This window comes from Phormidesmis sp. 146-12 (assembly GCF_052939495.1).
On record NZ_JBJPHS010000053.1, the window covers coordinates 14153 to 31875 of the forward strand.

Sequence of the window (17723 nt, forward strand, 5' to 3'; positions counted from 1 at the left end):
TATTTCAGATCAGGCTCGAACGAACTGATAAAGGAAGGTTATAAGTTTTCTCTCAAATGGTAGTCTCAGAGCAAAAATTCTTCGATCGCCGCCGCCGCTCCATCTGCTTCTACACTGGGAGCAACCCACTGAGCGATCGCCTGCACAGCCTCTGGCGCATTCCCCATCGCAACGCCGACCCCAGCATATTCGAGCATTTCGACATCGTTAAAATTGTCTCCGATCGTCATCACGTTTTCTGGCTTGAGTCCGAGTAGCTCTTCGGCGAGGTAGCAAACCGCCGATCCTTTGTTAGCAGAGGGATGGGTCGCTTCAAAAAAGGTGGCGACTGATTTTGTCAGATAGAGTTCGGCAGGCGTGTACTGCTTTTGCAATGATCCGAGAAGTTGTGTGATCAGATCCGTGTCATCGCTGAGGGCCAAAACTTTAGTTGGCTCAGTCTCCAAAGTCGTTCGCAGATCTCCGACAGCAATGGGTTGAATGCCCGATCGTTCTGAATAGGCCTTCGTTTCGGGCGTGATTTCTCGAACGTATAGCTGGTCATTAATATAGAAATGCACCGACAGCAGCGCCTTCAATTCTGTCCGTTCAAAGTAGTCCAGCAGGGCTGATACCTGTTCTCTGGGCACTGACCAATGGCGATGTACTTTCTCAGTGGCAGGATCTTGAATCCAGGCTCCTTGATAGGCGATCAGCGGCAACCGAGAACCCACCATTTGATGAAAGCGCAGCGCCGATCGATACATTCGCCCTGTGGCGATCGCCACCTCAACGCCCTTTTGTTGAGCCGCTCGAATGGCGCTGAGAACCGATGGATTAATTTGATTGGAGTGACCTGCGATCGTACCGTCGATATCCAAAACCAATAAGCGAAGATCGGACTGCATCATTTTCATTAAATTTGGTCAGGGATATTGGATATTAGACATCAGACATTGGACATCAAACATTGGACATTAGACGTTATACAAAATTGATCTTTGAGTCCTACAGGTCTTGGAGAGCAACCTAAATCTCCCACTTGTGGAGGACTTCAAGCCAAAGAAGTCTCGGATTCTCAAAGTCCCCCAGAATGGGGGATTTAGGGGGCGAAGGATCTGTAGCACTAACCAATTGATTGGGTATTAATCATCGGTTTCACGTCTCTAGCCCAAAGTCTCTAGTCTAAGGTCTCTCTTTCTTCTTGATTGGGTATTAATCATCGGTTTCGCGTCTCTAGCCCAAAGTCTCTAGTCTAAGGTCTCTCTTTCTTCAAAAAACATAACTATCTCTGAAACTAAATTCCGTGATAGGTTGGGGGTTATGGCTGAAGTAAAAAACCCCCGTGGGGTGAGTCGTCAAGTTTTGTTTGTGACGCTCTGGCTGACACTGCTCGTTTTGGCGGTCAAAGTCTGGGCAGGTTGGGCTACGCGATCGCTCAGTCTGTTAGCCGAGTCGCTTCATACCGTGATTGACAGCTTTAGCACGGTTCTCAGCCTGATCGCAGTTTCTTCGCCTTATCGCATCTCAGGACGAGAAGTGTGGGGACATGGCCGCCTCGAAACCACCCTGACGCTTTTGTTAGTCAGTTTTTTGGGCTTTGCCTGCTTTAGCATTTTGGGATTATCGCTTCAACAATTAGATGCGGCTCCCAATTTGACCGCAGTGCTGCCTGTCCAGATGACCGTCCCGTTGATTGGGCTGCTGGCGATCGCTTTTGCAGCGAGTTTAGGATTAGCCGTCTTTGAGAAATATTTGGCTAAGTCCCTCGAAAGTACAGCCCTGCGAGTCAATGCCAACCAGATTTTGCAAGATGCATGGCTGACCCTAATCCTGCTCGGCGGACTGCTTGGCATTCTCAAAGGATACCGTTGGCTTGATCCCCTGTTGGCGATCGCCCTGATTATTACTGCCGTCCTGAGTTGTTGGCGTGTCCTTAATTGGCAACTGCCTTTGATGATCCGACAGACGGCGATCGCGCCCGAAGCCATTTCTCAACTGGTGCGCGAAATTCAAGGCGTGACCCACTGTTACCAGATTCATTCGCGGGGGATCGTGGGTCGGCAGGTGTTGATCGAGATGCGTCTCGTACTGCATCCTGAGTTTGCTGGACTGAGCCAGTGGATTATCGAACAGATCGAAGCCACCATTCGAGATCACTACGGCCCCGTACAAGTTGTCGTACAGCTAGAAAGCGATCGCGACGAGCCATCTGACTTTGCCGGAACCCAATCGCCCAGCCGCGAACTCGATTGGAACCAATAGGGCGATCGACTCGATCCCCTTTGCTAAACCTTCAGCAGAATGTCTTAGAGAATACCCAAACTTGGATCATTTCTATAGTTGATCTAAAGTTAGACCCCGTTCTTGAAATGCCTTCCTAAGATAGAAGCAAGGGCACTCAGGCGATTCGTGCTCTACAAACAGCCTCAGTGGATTTTCAAACTCAGGGAGGAGAAGAATCATGACCGACGCTGACCCATCCATCAATTTGCAGAGCGAACACCCTCCAGGTCGTGATTACGCGCTTGACCGCGACTGCACCACCCTTTCTCGTCACGTCCTAGAACAACTGCAAAGCTTTTCACCGGACGCTCAAGATCTCAGCGCCTTAATGAATCGCATTGCGCTCGCCGGAAAGTTGATCGCTCGTCGTCTCAGCCGGGCCGGATTGATGGAGGGCGTTTTGGGCTTTACAGGCGATGTCAATGTGCAGGGCGAATCCGTCAAAAAGATGGATGTGTTTGCCAATGAGGTGTTTATCTCCGTCTTTAAGCAAAGTGGTTTAGTGTGCCGCCTCGCTTCTGAGGAAATGGACGATCCTTACTACATTCCGGAAAACTGCCCAGTGGGCCGATATACCTTGTTGTACGACCCGATCGACGGCTCCTCTAATGTAGACATCAATATCAATGTGGGGTCGATTTTCTCGATTCGTCAGCAAGAAGGCGAAGACGCAGATGGCACCGCTCAAGATCTGCTACAAAGCGGACGAAAACAAATCGCCGCAGGGTATATCCTCTATGGGCCGAGTACGATGCTGGTGTATTCGATCGGCAAAGGCGTTCATGCATTCACCCTTGATCCCAGTTTGGGCGAGTTTATTTTGTCAAACGAAAATATTCAGACTCCTGAGCATGGGCCGGTCTACAGCGTCAACGAGGGCAACTTTTGGCAATGGGACGAGTCCATTCGCAACTACATTCGCTATGTGCATCGCCACGAGGGATACACGGCCCGCTATGGAGGCGCGATGGTCGGCGACTTTCACCGCATTTTGTTTCAGGGCGGCGTTTTTCTGTATCCCGGAACCGTGAAAAAACCAGAAGGCAAGCTGCGGCTGCTCTACGAATCTGCACCGATGGCGTTTTTGATCGAGCAAGCGGGCGGTCGGGCGACTACCGGGACTCAAGACATTCTGGATGCGATCCCTGAAAAGCTGCACGCTAGAACCCCGTTGATCATTGGCAGCAAAGAAGACGTGGCGCTGGTCGAATCTTTCATTCAAGAGGGAGCCAGAGATCAAGAAGTGCTAATGGTCAAGCGATAAACCGTTTTGAACTCTATTTGAGAGTCAACTCTCGAACCTCAAAACTCAAACCTGTACCGATTAGGAGCAATCTAATGACAACGAACCACCTTCTAGAAATCAAAGACTATGGGCAAAGTATCTGGATGGATAATTTGACCCGTGACTTGGTTCAGTCAGGTGAACTCAAGCAGATGGTCGAAACTCAAGGGCTGCGCGGGGTCACTTCAAACCCAGCCATTTTTGAAAAAGCCATCAACGGCAACAAAATCTACGACGCTGACATTGAGGCGGGGATCAGAGCCGGAAAATCGCTATTAGAAATCTACGAATCTCTGATTTTTGACGACATTCGCAACGCCTGCGATATTTTCTTACCTGTGTATGAAGAATCGGGTGGATTGGATGGCTACATCAGCATCGAAGTGCCGCCCAACATCGCCGACGACACAGAATCCACCATTTCAGAAGCGCGTCGCTATCACCGAGAAATTGGTCGCCCTAATGTGATGATCAAAATCCCAGGAACGTCCGCAGGGTTGCCCGCTGTCGAACAGATGATCAGCGAAGGCGTGAATGTCAACGTGACGCTGCTATTCTCGGTGCAAAGCTACATTAATACCGCTTGGGCTTACATTCGAGGACTGGAGAAGCGGGCCGCCAGCGGTGAAGATATCAGCAAAATTGCCTCCGTTGCCAGCTTCTTTCTCAGCCGCATCGACATCAAAATTGACGAGCGAGTTGATGAACTCTTGAAAAAAGGGGTCGATGACATCGCCGAAGAAGCCAAACTGAACGCCCTCAAAGGTAAGATTGCGATCGCCAATGCCAAAATCGCTTATCAAGAGTACAAAAAGATCATTGCTGATCCCCGTTGGTTAGCGCTCAAAGAAAAAGGAGCCAACGTTCAGAGACTCCTCTGGGCCAGCACAGGCACCAAAAACCCCAACTACAGCGATGTCATGTATGTCGATGAATTAGTTGGCCCTGATACAGTCAACACGTTGCCACCTGCTACGATCGAGGCCTGCGTCGATCACTGTGATGTAGCTTCCCGCATCGAAACGGGTGTCGAAGAGGCTTACGAATTGATCAACAGCCTCAAAGACTCCGACATCGACATCAATTTGACCGAAGTCATGGAAGAACTCCTCTCAGAAGGCATCGACAAATTTGTCCAACCCTTTGAGTCACTGATGAGTTCGCTGCAAGAAAAGGTCGATCGACTCGCGACAGTCTCGTAGAAGAAGGGATGAGGGAAGAGGGAGGAGGGATGAATAAGACGCTATTGTTTCGTTCAGACTAAATCTCTCTTCCCGTCCTACCTTTCTCTTGAGCTTTGACGCTGATTAAAGAGTTTGAGACCGACCCCGAAATTTTTGCCCCTGACCCACGCACTCGTTTCATTCCTCATCCTTCATCCCTCATTTAGCCCCCGCCTATGGTTACTTTGCTCGAAAATCCGCTTCGTGTTGGTCTACAGCAGCAGCGCATTCCAGAACCCAATATTATTGTCTTTTTTGGCGCATCTGGAGATTTGACCAAACGCAAACTGGTGCCAGCGCTCTATAAGATGAAGCGTGAACGACAACTGCCACCGGAGATCACGATCGTCGGGGTGGCTCGTCGGGAGTGGAGCGATGATTTCTTCCGCGAACAGATGCGAGAAGGCATCGAAGAATTTTCGGATGGCGTTGGGTCAGATGCGATTTGGAACGACTTTGCTCAAGGGTTGTTTTATTGTCCGGGTGACATTGACAATCCCGAAGGCTACCAAAAACTCAAAGCACGGCTCGCAGAAATTGACCAGATTCGCGGCACCAGAGGCAATCGAGTCTTTTATCTAGCGGTGGCTCCCAAGTTCTTTCCAGAAGCGATCAGACAACTGGGGGCGGCTGGAATGTTGGATGATCCCCGTAAAACGCGCCTGGTCATTGAGAAACCCTTTGGTCGCGATCTCAGTTCTGCTCAAGCGTTGAACCGGGTCGTCACCGAAGTTTGTAAAGAAGAACAGGTCTATCGGATCGATCATTATTTGGGCAAAGAAACCGTTCAAAATCTGCTGATCTTTCGGTTTGCCAACGCGATCTTTGAGCCATTATGGAACCGTCAGTTTATCGATCACGTTCAGATTACGGTGGCTGAAACGGTTGGTGTCGAAGATCGAGCGGGCTATTACGAATCTTCGGGCGCGCTGCGAGACATGGTGCAAAACCACCTGATGCAGCTATTTTGTCTGACCGCAATGGAGCCACCCAACTCCCTGGATGCCGACAGCATTCGTACCGAAAAGGTAAAAGTCATCCAGGCAACACACCTCGCCGATGTCAACAACCTAGAATATTCAGCAGTCAGAGGTCAGTACAAAGCAGGCTGGATGAAAGGCAAGCAGGTTCCGGGCTATCGAGACGAACCTGGCGTGAGTCCTCAATCGACGACTCCTACTTATGTGGCGATGAAGCTGGCGATCGACAACTGGCGCTGGCAGGGCGTTCCGTTTTATCTGAGAACGGGGAAGCGTCTACCTAAAAAAGTGTCAGAAATCTCCATCCAGTTTCGCGATGTGCCTTATCTGATCTTTCAATCTGCGGCCAAGCAAGCCAACGCTAACGTTCTCACGCTGAGAATGCAGCCCAATGAAGGCATTGCGATACGGTTTGAAGTGAAGATGCCCGGTGCAGATTTGAGAAGTCGATCGGTCGAAATGGACTTTAGCTACGGTTCCTCATTTGGCGTGACAGGCGGCGAAGCCTACGATCGACTCTTGCTAGACTGCATGATGGGCGATCAAACCCTATTCACCCGTGCCGACGAAGTAGAAGCCGCCTGGCGAGTCGTCACCCCCGCCCTCTCTGCCTGGGAATCGCCCACCGACCCTGCCACCATTCCTCAATACGAAGCGGGCACCTGGGAACCCTCAGCGGCCGAACAGATGATCGATCGAGATGGTCGGCGCTGGCGAAGACTTTAGAAGGGATGAGGGAGGAGAGATGAGGGATGAATGTTTGGGTGAGCCTTCTCGCCTACCAAGGTTTCATCTTTCGCCCCTCAACCCTGATCCTTTCCCTTTTCATCCTTCATCCCTCATCCCTCATCCCTCTTATGTCTCCTAAATCTGCACCCGTCGTCCCCCTTCAGCCGCTCCAGGCTCCCAAAGATGTCTCGATCAGTGAGATTGAGGCAGAGCTTTCGAGTATTTGGCAAAGTTATAGTGTTGCGAGTGATGGCTCGGCGCTGGCCGCTACGAGAGCTTCGACCTTTACGCTGATTGTCTATGAGCCGGAGGAAACTCAGCAAATGTTGGCGACGTTGGGCTTCTATACGGGCCCGATCGACGGCATTGACGGCCCACGGACTCAAGCAGCGATTCGGGCGGCTCAAGCAGAGTTTGGCCTACCCGTAGACGGCAAATCTACGCCAACGCTACTCGAAAAGCTGCGGATGGCACTGGCAAAACAGAAAGGTCAGCTTCCGCTAAAGACTGAAGGCGATAGCGCTCCCCAATACACTCCTGATGCTGAAGGGGCAGGCATTGCCGACGCGATCGCCAGTCAAAATCCCTGTCGGATTATTTCCCTCTTTCCGATCGTGGGTGAGGATGAAGGCGTGACGGCTCAAGTGTCTGCTTACTGTCCAATTAACAAGCAGAGTCGCAGTGCTTTAGTGTGTGGCGAATACATCACGCTCAAGGGTACGGAGTCGGCGCTCGATCGTATCAGCACAATGGTTTCGTCGCTGTTGATTAGCGAGTTGCCCCGCTTTTTGTGGTGGAAGGCGACTCCCAATCTCGATTTGCCTTTGTTCTCGCACCTCTATCGGGTGTGCAATGCGGTCATTGTTGATTCTAGTCGCTTTAAGGCTGACCCAGAGGGCGATCTGCTCAAGCTGGCTAGCCTGATCGAAGATGGCGTTCAGATTGCTGATTTGAACTGGCGACGATTGTCTGCCTGGCAAGAGTTATCGGCTGAAGCCTTTGACCAGCCAGAGCGACGAGCCGCTGTATGGGAAGTCGATCGCGTCGTCATTGATTACGAAAAAGGCAATCCGACTCAGGCGATGATGTTTTTGGGCTGGCTGGCCAGTCGTCTCAGATGGGAACCCGTCTCTCGTCACAAAGAAGGCGACATTTACGATCTGGAGCGCGTTCACCTGGTTGGGGCGAATGGTCGAGCGATCGAAGTGGAGTTGGCAGGCATTCCGACCGCAGATTCGGGTGATGTGGCTGGAGATCTGGTCAGCATCAAACTGACTTCGACGAATCTTCACGCTGATTGCTGCACGGTTCTCTGTTCTGAGACGACGGGCTGTATGCGAATGGAAGCGGGCGGTGGGGCCCAATCTTGCCGCATCAATCAAGTGACATCACTCGACGATCAAAAGGCTGAAACTCTTCTCAGTGAGCAACTACAGCGCTTGGGACGCGATGCTTTATATGAAGAGAGTCTGGCGATCGCTGCAAAAGTGTTGAAGTTGTCTGCCAGTTAGCTTAGCGCGATCGAGTTATTTTAGATTCCCAATTTCGCAAAAGAGTTGGGAATTTTTGATTTGGCAAGACTTAAGAAAGACTAAAAACGGACATGATGAAACTGTACAGTGAGGCGTTTTAGAGGGTGTAGAACGGGATGCTAAGGAACGCGAGCTTATTAACCTGAAATTTCTAAATATGCTTGATCAGTTGATTTTGGCTTCGTTTTAATGGGTTGCAGCCCTCTAAATCCCTCAAATTTGGGGGACTTGGAAGCTCAAACTGCGTTTTGAATTCCAGAATTTTTTTGATCTCAAAGTTCCCCAGAATGGGGGATCTAGGGGGCGTCTCCGGATCTGAGAGCGAAGCGGAGAAGTTCATCAAACTTGCGTTTGGTTAGCACTTGGTTGCAGGTAGCGCGATTATATTGAGTCCGTGTAAGGCTTCGAGAGTGGCGATCGGCACCAAATTTTGCAAAAAAGGCTGATAGCGAAACAACTGATAACCCTTTGAGATCAGCAATTCGGCTACCGGAAGATTACTCCCTTTGCTGCCTGCAATGTTTTCATACAAAATCACAGGTGCAAACTCTGACAACAGGCGATCGCTGCCCAACAACACCTGGACTTCATGACCTTCAGCATCAATTTTGAGAAAGTCAACGCGATCGAGCTGTTCTGATTGAATTAGACTGTCTAGGGTAAAACAATCGACCGATTCAGCATTTTTGCCTTCAGCACTGATGGTCAATTCGTTCATTTCGCTGGCTGACTTGATGAGAAGATTTGCTTTTCCGGTGCGATCGCTGGCGGCTCCTGCACAGATTTTTACCTGAGAAAATTGATTGATTTGACAGGTTTCTTGGAGGCAGCGAACACAACCTGAGAATGGCTCAACAGCTAAGACTTTACCCGTTTTACCGACTCGCCGCGCAGCGCTAAAGGTATACAGTCCGACATTTGCGCCTACATCAATTACCGTCATTCCTGCTTGAATCGAGTTGCGCCAAAACTCCATCTCTTTCTCAAACCAATCTCCTTCTGCAATCAAAACACGAGTGACAATGCTGCGAAACGTTGCCTCAATTGCTATTAGTTCACCTTCAAAAAGCGTGTAAGTGATTGGGTCGTCAATGGCACCTTTACTCCAGTTCCAACTGATAGAATCAGGCTCTTTTTGAGCTACATTTTGAGCCGCACATAACCAGAATTTTGCCGTTTCTAGCTGCTTTAAATCGCGATAAACCAAATACAAAGATTGCAAAATTAACGCATTGGTTGGATCAATTTGTCTGGCTCGATGAAGATACAATAACCCTTCAACCTGCTGATTTGATAAACTCGAAATTCCTAATTGTAAATAGGTGAATGCTGATTGAGGAAAAAGTTGAGCCGTCAATGTGAGAAACCGTAATCCTAAAGTGTTGTAAAAAACAAGTTGCGACCGCCCCATCACTTCACATAACACCATAAGCGCCTGACCATAAGCATTCTCAAGATGCAAAATTTGTTCAAGTTTTGAAGCTCGATCGCGGGTCGATGCCAGAGGAGCGATCGGTAAGTAAATTAAGCCTGAAGGTTCGTCTATCAGATCAGCCGCTTGAAGTAGGTTAATAAATGCTGGAAAAGCCAATTCCATCGCAGCGTCGGCGTTGCCAATTAGACTTTGAATGAGTGCCAAATGTGCAACACAGAGTGGATGATCACTGACTCGATCGTTCAATAAATTTAGGGCAGTTTCTAGATAAAACGTTCGCCTAGATAAGTCCGAGCATTGGTCAGCTTCAATTAAAGCAGTCACCGCGACGTTGCTACAGTCTAAAGCAGATTGAGGATCATCCCAGTTGGTTGTTTCTAAAAGTTGAGTCAATCGAAATTGAACGTCTAGGGTGAGAGAGACTTGATTTGTTTGCAGAAAATGCGCGTAAATTTTAGCAGATTGGGTCATTACTTTAAGAAAAATTAGAAACAATGAATGAGTATTTGTGCAGTTTATAACTGCTTGAGTAAAGCATCTCGATCGCCCTGCAAAGCCGAGTCCAACTCAGGAAAGTAAATTTGAGACGGCAGCAGTTCTTTGAGTAAATTGTTGAGCGCGATGTTTTCAGAAGTCGTGAGAAAGTCTTTGGGAACTGGCCCATCGACATGACGACTCAGAATATTGAACCCCGGACGCGATCGCCGCACCTCTCTAGACGGTGCATTCTGCTTGATCCATTGGTCAAGACTGGTGGAGGTTGCCATGCTGTCTGCCAGTTGTTGAATGATTTCTGGAGGCGGAGCGGTGCGATTTTCGGTAATCCAGGCTTTTTGCAGCAATTCCAATCGTTGAGGCGGGTTGAGCCAGGCGGCGATCGTCAGTCCTCCTGCCGTATTTTGAATCTTTTGCAGATCTACCGATTTTCCTTGTGCCAGGTCGAGAATGGTGCGGCTCACATCATTGCCATAGGGTTGCAAGTCTGATCGGGCGGCGGTCAAATTTCCTGTCCACCAATACAATAGGCCTCGACTGTTGTGCAAATGAGTGTTAAAAATTCCTGGTTGAGAATGCTTTTGTAGCAGCGTGTTGTACTGCGTTTCTAACTGTTTGAGCGCTTGAGTGTAAACGGGTTGCAGTTGGGGCGTTTTCCAGACTGGACTGCTGACTAGAATTGGGTCGCGGAGGAGTTCTAGCACGATCGCTTTAACTGCTAAATCGGGTTTGACTCCCAACAAGCCAAAGCCCAAACTATAGAATGTGCCTCGTTTTGCGGGTATCAACTGCGCCGATCGCCCAAATGCCTGCACTGCACTTTTTGCGTCTCGATTTAACAATAGCCAGCCGAGATTGGTCTGCCCAAATTCTTGATAAGGGGCGGCTTGGTTGCCTTTGATCAGTTGAGGAATGGCTCGATCGACCAGGGCGCGATCTTCTGTTCTCAAGCCCAAGTCTCCGAGCGTCCAGCCCAATTGATAAGCGTAGTACGGCTCCCAGGGAGCTAAGGTTTGTGCTTGAGTTAACTGTTGCTCAAAGGTGTTGAGGCTGTCTTGTCGTGCTTGCGGCGTTTTTGCGTCTTCTAGCTGGCCCAGAGCAGCAAACCCTTGACTAGAGAGCATCCAGGCGCGATGAATGGGAATTAGGGAAACCGCGATCGCGGCCACGATTGAGAGACCTGCGATCGGGAGAAGCCGGGTGAGGGGTGAGGCGGGAGGCGGGAGGCGGGAGGCGGGGCGGAATTGGGAGGCGAGAACTGCTAGAAAAATTACCAGGGTTCCGCTAATGCAAACATTGTCAAGCTGGTAGTCGGTGAGGCTTTGGACGCTGTAGGCTAACAATCCTGCTAAAAGACTGCCGATTAGAATAGGATTCAGCGCGTCGTCTTTTTGGGTTGACTTTTGCCAACGGAGGGCGAGAGACGGGAGGAGAACGATCGCTCCCAACAGCGGCAAGATTCCCCAGATACCGAGGTTTGCCCAAAGCTGAATCGGAGTGCTGTGGAGTTGGAAAATCATCTCAGCTTCTCGACCCGCCCAAAAGGGACGATATTTCTGAAACAGCAGCAGTTCTCCGCCCAGTCCAACTCCCGTCAGGGGATGTGTGATGCCCATTTGCCAGCCTGTGGTTGCTGAAATCAGACGATACGCGAGTTCTCCAGAGACGTTGGTGCCAGAGAGGAGCGATCGCAGTCGGGGATTCGTGAAGGCAGCGATCGCCACAACTGCCAACAGTCCCACACCAGAGAAGACCAGCCAGCGACGCGGAAGTTGACTTTGCCAAATCAGTACTGCGAATCCAGCCACCAGCGCCACCGCCAACCCCAACAAGCCGCCTCTCGAACTCGTCGTATACAGATCAATCAAACCCAACCCAACACCAGCACCCCACAACCAACGCCGCCAGCCCGTTTGAGCGAAACACAACCCAACAAGCAGCGGAATCGCCAGCATCAGATAGCCCGCCACGTAGTTTTGGTGTCCGATCGGGGCCCAATTACGAAGCTGAATGTCAGAAAAATCAAAGGGCAAACTCACCCCAAACTGTTGTCCAATTTCCTGCAATCGCTCCAATTCTGGCATCAGGGTTTGACTGATCCACAACCCCAAACTCAGAGTAATAAAGGCTAGATTCAAATAACCTTGACCGATTAGAAGATTCAACCGTCGCTGAGGTGTTTTTAACCAATCGTTGAGGGCGTAAAGTGCCGCGATGAAACAAAGCGCCGCCCACGCATACCACCGCGCCTGATTGGGAAACTCTGCCAATGTGGAGGAGAGAATGAGGCCAACGATCGTCACTCCTACCAGATAATCCAGCCTATTCCCCAGCCCATGTAGCCCTTTGTGACTCCAGACCAACCCCAACAGCCACAACACCGCACACAGCAGCCCAATCTGCCAAACAAACACCCACGGCCACGACACCATCAAACTATGGCTATCTGGCAACAGCGTAAAAGCACCATAGAAAAGAGCAACGAGTAGAGCTAGGAGAGGAAGGTCGGACATGGGAGGGATGAGGGATGAAAGGGAAAAGCGAAGTTGGAGGCGGTGGGGCTAAGGGAATTGCGGATCAGCACGATAACACTCTTTACTTTGTACCGCTCATAATTTACTAACGTTTGCTAACAAACTGAAATCTTCCTGCTTCAACTCGGAGAAGTCGGCTTCACCCGATCCACAGGCTGACACGGGATGGCTTCCCGCGTTTTTCAAATTGATTGCCGCATTCAAATCTCGGTCAAGACTGAATCTGCAATGCTCACAGGTGAACATGCGCTCAGAGAGGGTGAGTGCTTCTTTTTTGGCTCCACAATTCGAGCAAGCTTTACTCGATGGAAACCAGCGGTCTACGATGATGAGTTTTCTTTCATTTGAGGGGCGATCGGTTTTGGCATCTAGTAGCAAATCCCGTCTGCAAAAATCATCATTGGGCTTTTGATCGAGGTTGGTTTGGCATTAGCGATCGTTACAGAATTGTAGTTCCGCCCGATCGCGTTCATGAAGACGCTTTGGAGAATACGCGATCGCTAAGAGCATTTGATGGAGAAGCTATTCTTTTGCCTAATCAGGAAGGCTACAGACCTAGACTGGATGCTCTGGTGTGGCATCGCTCTTTTTGGAAGATTGCTTGAGTTATCTGGTTTATACCAAATCAACCAACAAATGATACTCATAAAAAATCAGTTAATTAACCGATTTCTATCTCTCAGATTTGAAAAAAACCTATCAGGGAAGCCGTTTCAAAGTCCCCCAAAATGGGGGATTTAGGGGGCGAGGATCTGTATCAGTAACTAGTGAATTTGGTATTAGAAGAACTTTAGATAGCGTTGGGTTTCCCAGTCGGATACGTGATTGTGATACTCAAACCATTCTTGTGTTTTGAAATCGATGTAGGTTTTATGCATTAGTGATCCCATAACGGATTGACTGAGGGGATCGATCGCAAAGGCTTCGATCGCTTCTCCTAGCGTTCGCGGGAGTGTTTTAATTCCCATGTTGGCGAGTTCTGCTGGTGTGTAGGTGTACATGTTTTCGGTGTGGGGTTCACCGGGGTCTAAGTCTTCTTGAATGCCTTCTAATCCGGCTGCGAGAATCATGGCCGCTCCCAGGTATGGATTGCTTGAGATGTCGGCGGCGCGGCATTCTACTCGTCCTCCACCTAGTGGGATGCGTAGCATGCTGGTTCGGTTGTTGTTGCCGTAGCAGATGTAGATGGGTGCCCAGGTAAAGCCTGACATGCTGCCTCGTGCGATTAGGCGTTTGTAGCTGTTGACGGTGGGCGCGATGACGGCACAAATGGCGGGCGCATGACGGAGTACGCCTGCGATGAATTGATAGCCTAATTTTGATAATCCACAGTGGCGGGAATCTTGACGATCGCTAAATAAGTTTTCTCCGGTTTTGAGGTCTGCCAGCGACATATTGTAATGGGCCCCGCTGCCTGTGCGATTGGCGAATGGTTTGGGCATAAAGGTGGCAAAGTAGCCATGCTTGCGGGCGATTTCTTTGACCATCACGCGAAAGAAGGTGAGGCGATCGGACATGGTGAGTGCGTCTGCGTAGGCAAAATCGGTTTCAAATTGACCGTTGCCGTCTTCGTGGTCAAAGGAGTACACATCCCAACCGAGATGATTCATGGCTTGTACAATTTCATCGACCCAGGTGTAGTTGTCGAGTAGTCCTTGCAGGTCGTAACAAGGTTTGTCGAGGATGTCTCGATCGCTGACGGGAATGGCTTTTCCGGGTTCGTCTTTGAGGATAAAGAATTCTGTTTCGATGCCGAGATTAAACTGAAACCCTTTGTCTGCGGCTTGTTGTAAAACGGATTTGAGGATGCTGCGACAACAGGCTTCAAAGGGTTTGCCCTGTAGGTATAAATCGCTGGCGAACCAGGCCATTTCTGAGTTCCAGGGGAGAATGGTGGCGCTTGCGGGGTCGGGCATTGCGGCGACTTCTTCATCGTTTACAGCTTGCGGAACGCCGTCTAATGCGGCTCCTGTAAATAATTCTGAACCCTGCATCATCTGGTCGAAGTGGGTTAGTGGCACCATTTTGGCTTTGCACATGCCATGAATATCGACAAAGCTGGCGATCGCATACTTTACGCCTTGTTTTTCGAGGGTGGTTTTTAGTTGCTGTCGTTCTAAATTAGAGTCGTGGCTCATAGGTTTGGAAGGGTATATGATCAGTGAGGTGATTGGTGAGATGAACGCTGGTTACAATAGGTCTGGCAATGCTGAAGGGATTGTTTTCTCAAACGTCGATCGACTACAAATTGAATAAATCGTAGTCTGTGTTGAGCTGTGAGGAACGCACCAATTTTTATGCAAAATGCGCTTATTTGAACCTACGCATCTCTTGGGGTTTGGCGAAGCGTCCGGGGGGGGATGTGAACTAGGCGACGCTGACGGCGATCGGGGTCTGAAAGCAGTTCGTTGAGTAGGGGTGTTTCGACGGGGCCGGGACAGAGGGCATTGACGCGAATGTTTTGGCGGGCGAACTCGATCGCTATCTCGCGGGTCAGAGAAAGAACGCCGCCTTTGCTGGCTGTGTAGGCGATTTGGGGGGTGGCTGCTCCCATGAGGGCGACAAAAGATGCGGTGTTGATGATTGAACCGCCGCCTGCTCTCTGTAAGGCTGGAATTCCATATTTGCAGCCGAGAAATACGCCTTTGAGATTGACGTTCAGGGTTAGATCCCACACGTCTTCTTCGGTTTCTAAAACAGAGCCGTCTTGAGGGTGAAAAATGCCAGCATTGTTGAAGAGAATGTTTAATCGTCCGTAGTGGGCTTCGGCGGTGGCGATCATTGCCTGGACATCGGCGGCTTTGGAGACATCCGATCGCACTGATTTTGCTTCGCCGCCTGTGGCTTTGATCAGGGTAGCGGTTTCGGCTGCGGAGGTTTCGTTGAGATCGCAAACGACGACGGCTCCTTGTTGGGCAAATAACAGCGCTGATTCGCGACCAATGCCAGGCTGCGACTTCTGTCCAGGGTTCTCCGGTGGCTGGATCGATGAGACGGGTAGTTTTGTGGGAGGTTGCGGGAGTGCGATCGCCGCCAATCAAAAGGAGTTCCATAAGCGATGAGCGTTGAGGAAAGGGGTGTTTTGAATTGGATCGTTAAAGGCTTTGGCAAAACGGGCTATCGGGTCACAGTGTCTTCTATTTCTAAAGCGTTTGCAGATGGATAGAACACAACTCCGATCGTCATTCTCAGCTTGTCCGATCGTCGATTTCGATTTCTAAATTCTTGTGATGAGTCCGTCTCGTTGACACGATGGGAAATAGCATCGCTCACATTTGTCTAATTCAAGACTTGAGTTTGGACTCATAGTGAGTCTCAGACAAGAATGTGAGATAACCAATTCCAGTTGTGCTGAAGGTAGATCGAGGTCAAATCGTCTGTCTCTTATATCTAATCTAAGACTTAGTATTGGACTTATAATAAGTCTCATATGAGATACTAGGGACAAACAAATCTTAGTTACAAAAGGTCAGGTCGAGCTTGTACTCAATTAGTTTGAATGGAATAAACAGAACTGGGTTATTTCCGATCGCTTCACCAACGTTTGGTCTGCCTGAACGAAAATATTTATCTCACTTATCTAGTATGAGACTTAAAATTGGACTTAAGGTGAGTCTCAAATGAGACTTTAGAGACAAAAGATTTTAGAGGGGAAATTGAGAAAAGTGCGGGGTGATTTGCAGCGATCGCCGACCTTCTAATCTCAAAAAAATTAAAGCGATGGATTGGTTAGCCCCTGTTAGAGTGTGTTGAGTGAGGCTGAATGTTGAGGGGAGCGATCGCACTTGACCCATCCTTTTCAAGGAAAAGTTTCCAGTATCAAGCAATCTCACATTGAAAAACAGCCCTAATTTTTAGTCCAATTTTAGTCCAAGCTAAATTCTCAGCAAGATTTGAATTCGTGGAAGCACCTGTAGAAGCCAGTCTTGAGAAGATTAAGTGTGATTGAACTCTTGCGTAACCCGCAGAAGTTCCACCCTCAAAGCCTCCTCTTATTAACCTCTTCAAATACGCTACTTTTGGACAGCTTTAGAGTAGTGAATCCATCAAGGTCATGACGTGAATAGCTCCTTCTGACAAGTTGGGAAGCCCACTTTCACGCACCTGATGTTCGAGTAAACCTTTGAGAGCGATGAGTTTTAGACTATTTTCGGCCAGAGTTTGCGCGATCGCGTCTGCTGCCGGAAGATAGCCAATTGCTCCCAAGTCTGCCAGTGCCGATCGACGAAGCTGTAAATCTGCCCCTTTGAGCGCCGTGACCAACCGATCGCCATACTGATTTTCGTGAGTCAATTGGTAAAGGGCCCGAGCCGCCGAATAGCGAACGCGGTCAACAGAATGTTCTAGAAAGGGATGAATGAGAGGGATTGCTTCGATCGCGCCCAGTGTCCCCAATGCTTCCAAGATTGCGTCATAAGGTTGCGGATAGTCAGGTCTAACCGGGGAAGGCTCCGTCCCCAAAATTTCATTCTTGAGCAACTGAATTAAAGTTGGAATACTGCGCCCATCACCCAACATTTCTAACGATTGTGCAGCGGCTTCTCGAACATAAAAATCAGTAGAAGCCAAACTTTGAATCAAGGCAGAAACGGCGCGTTGGTCACCCAATTTTCCTAAAGCTCTCGCTGCATTGCGTCTCAGGGGATAGCCTCCTGCCTCGGTGCGATCGGCTTCATCTTCTAGCGCCTCGATCAAAGCGTCTACTGCTCCTGGCTCCTCCACCCGAAACTTACCCAACCACCAGGCCGCATAAACGCGCAAACCCAGGTCAGGCGATCGCAAGTTAATAACAGCTTGAGCGGGGGTTAGTTGTTCGCCAGGAGGAATGTCAGACATACAAACAATGAAGGTGGACTGTGAAAGGATTTTAGCGTGAATTTGAGCTTGAACCTTGAACTCTAGACTTTGGACAAGAAAGCTCGCGGTTTCAAAATGAAGGGGAACTGTGAGGGCTAGGTTTCCTTTCGAGTAAGCATAACAACTGGGGCTATGGAAGGTTTGGAAACAGTGGAGACGCACTGCCCCGATCGCGCTTCTTAGCTTTGGTTGCCGTGAGTTCGCTCCGAATCCGTTCTAGCAAAACTGATGCAGGTTCATCATTTGGGTCTTGCGGCACAAGTTCACCCTGAAAGGCTTTCTCTGGCAATGCAGGAGTGAGGCGATCGACCTGGGCATGTGGTCTAATTGCACTACTAATTGATTGCACTCTAACACTCACTGATCTTCGACAAAGCTTCGGCATCCG

At 49.5% G+C, this 17723-nt stretch carries 14 protein-coding genes; 6 read left to right on the forward strand and 8 right to left on the reverse strand.

Annotation, left to right across the window (positions count from 1 at the left end):
* Positions 1-65: 65 nt before the first annotated feature.
* Positions 66-887, reverse strand: a complete 822-nt coding sequence (locus ACKFKF_RS20750) for a Cof-type HAD-IIB family hydrolase (RefSeq protein ID WP_446859229.1) — start codon at positions 885-887, stop codon at positions 66-68.
* 415 nt (positions 888-1302) lie between these two features.
* On the opposite strand from ACKFKF_RS20750, the gene ACKFKF_RS20755 reads away from it, so the two are divergent.
* From ACKFKF_RS20755 to opcA, 5 genes are all read left to right on the forward strand, one after another.
* Positions 1303-2244, forward strand: coding sequence for a cation diffusion facilitator family transporter (locus ACKFKF_RS20755; protein WP_446869475.1), 942 nt, complete (start codon positions 1303-1305; stop codon positions 2242-2244).
* Between the two features lie 199 nt (positions 2245-2443).
* The gene (fbp, locus tag ACKFKF_RS20760; protein WP_446869477.1) at positions 2444-3529 is read left to right on the forward strand and encodes a class 1 fructose-bisphosphatase; all 1086 of its coding nucleotides are present in this window, start codon (positions 2444-2446) and stop codon (positions 3527-3529) included.
* Positions 3530-3603: 74 nt separating this feature from the next.
* A complete protein-coding gene (gene tal, locus ACKFKF_RS20765) occupies positions 3604-4752 on the forward strand; it encodes a transaldolase (protein WP_446869478.1) in 1149 nt (382 codons plus the stop codon).
* 197 nt (positions 4753-4949) lie between these two features.
* Complete coding sequence (gene zwf, locus ACKFKF_RS20770; RefSeq protein ID WP_446869479.1) at positions 4950-6479, forward strand: glucose-6-phosphate dehydrogenase; 1530 nt, start codon at positions 4950-4952, stop codon at positions 6477-6479.
* Between the two features lie 131 nt (positions 6480-6610).
* Positions 6611-7993 carry a glucose-6-phosphate dehydrogenase assembly protein OpcA gene (gene opcA / locus ACKFKF_RS20775; RefSeq protein WP_446869481.1) on the forward strand — a complete coding sequence of 461 codons (1383 nt, stop codon included), beginning with the start codon at positions 6611-6613 and terminating at the stop codon, positions 7991-7993.
* Between the two features lie 376 nt (positions 7994-8369).
* Here opcA and ACKFKF_RS20780 read toward each other — a convergent pair whose 3' ends face one another.
* From ACKFKF_RS20780 to ACKFKF_RS20790, 3 genes are all read right to left on the reverse strand, one after another.
* Positions 8370-9920, reverse strand: coding sequence for an FkbM family methyltransferase (locus ACKFKF_RS20780; protein WP_446869482.1), 1551 nt, complete (start codon positions 9918-9920; stop codon positions 8370-8372).
* A 44-nt stretch (positions 9921-9964) separates the two neighbouring features.
* Positions 9965-12457 carry an O-antigen ligase family protein gene (locus tag ACKFKF_RS20785; RefSeq protein ID WP_446869483.1) on the reverse strand — a complete coding sequence of 831 codons (2493 nt, stop codon included), beginning with the start codon at positions 12455-12457 and terminating at the stop codon, positions 9965-9967.
* Positions 12458-12553: 96 nt separating this feature from the next.
* Complete coding sequence (locus ACKFKF_RS20790; protein WP_446869485.1) at positions 12554-12856, reverse strand: zinc ribbon domain-containing protein; 303 nt, start codon at positions 12854-12856, stop codon at positions 12554-12556.
* Between ACKFKF_RS20790 and ACKFKF_RS20795 the strand changes: the two genes are divergently transcribed.
* Positions 12823-13083 carry a hypothetical protein gene (locus ACKFKF_RS20795; RefSeq protein ID WP_446869511.1) on the forward strand — a complete coding sequence of 87 codons (261 nt, stop codon included), beginning with the start codon at positions 12823-12825 and terminating at the stop codon, positions 13081-13083. The two genes, ACKFKF_RS20790 and ACKFKF_RS20795, sit on opposite strands and share 34 nt — an antisense overlap.
* A 174-nt stretch (positions 13084-13257) precedes the next feature.
* Here ACKFKF_RS20795 and glnT read toward each other — a convergent pair whose 3' ends face one another.
* The 4 genes from glnT to ACKFKF_RS20815 form a co-directional block, all read right to left on the reverse strand.
* Positions 13258-14616 (reverse strand): type III glutamate--ammonia ligase, encoded by a 1359-nt coding sequence (glnT, locus tag ACKFKF_RS20800; RefSeq protein ID WP_446869487.1) that lies wholly within the window; start codon positions 14614-14616, stop codon positions 13258-13260.
* A gap of 182 nt (positions 14617-14798) precedes the next feature.
* Positions 14799-15515 carry an SDR family oxidoreductase gene (locus ACKFKF_RS20805; RefSeq protein WP_446869488.1) on the reverse strand — a complete coding sequence of 239 codons (717 nt, stop codon included), beginning with the start codon at positions 15513-15515 and terminating at the stop codon, positions 14799-14801.
* Positions 15516-16507: 992 nt separating this feature from the next.
* A complete protein-coding gene (locus tag ACKFKF_RS20810) occupies positions 16508-17314 on the reverse strand; it encodes a HEAT repeat domain-containing protein (protein ID WP_446869490.1) in 807 nt (268 codons plus the stop codon).
* A gap of 151 nt (positions 17315-17465) precedes the next feature.
* Positions 17466-17684, reverse strand: coding sequence for a hypothetical protein (locus tag ACKFKF_RS20815; protein ID WP_446869491.1), 219 nt, complete (start codon positions 17682-17684; stop codon positions 17466-17468).
* Between the last annotated feature and the right edge of the window lie 39 nt (positions 17685-17723).

Excerpts from the sequence above, each read along its gene's own strand:
- ACKFKF_RS20750 (WP_446859229.1), bottom strand. The coding sequence starts at position 887 with ATGCAGTCCGATCTTCGCTTATTGGTTTTGGATATCGACGGTACGATC.
- ACKFKF_RS20755 (WP_446869475.1), top strand. The coding sequence starts at position 1,303 with ATGGCTGAAGTAAAAAACCCCCGTGGGGTGAGTCGTCAAGTTTTGTTT.
- fbp (WP_446869477.1), top strand. The coding sequence starts at position 2,444 with ATGACCGACGCTGACCCATCCATCAATTTGCAGAGCGAACACCCTCCA.
- tal (WP_446869478.1), top strand. The coding sequence starts at position 3,604 with ATGACAACGAACCACCTTCTAGAAATCAAAGACTATGGGCAAAGTATC.
- zwf (WP_446869479.1), top strand. The coding sequence starts at position 4,950 with ATGGTTACTTTGCTCGAAAATCCGCTTCGTGTTGGTCTACAGCAGCAG.
- opcA (WP_446869481.1), top strand. The coding sequence starts at position 6,611 with ATGTCTCCTAAATCTGCACCCGTCGTCCCCCTTCAGCCGCTCCAGGCT.
- ACKFKF_RS20780 (WP_446869482.1), bottom strand. The coding sequence starts at position 9,920 with ATGACCCAATCTGCTAAAATTTACGCGCATTTTCTGCAAACAAATCAA.
- ACKFKF_RS20785 (WP_446869483.1), bottom strand. The coding sequence starts at position 12,457 with ATGTCCGACCTTCCTCTCCTAGCTCTACTCGTTGCTCTTTTCTATGGT.
- glnT (WP_446869487.1), bottom strand. The coding sequence starts at position 14,616 with ATGAGCCACGACTCTAATTTAGAACGACAGCAACTAAAAACCACCCTC.
- ACKFKF_RS20810 (WP_446869490.1), bottom strand. The coding sequence starts at position 17,314 with ATGTCTGACATTCCTCCTGGCGAACAACTAACCCCCGCTCAAGCTGTT.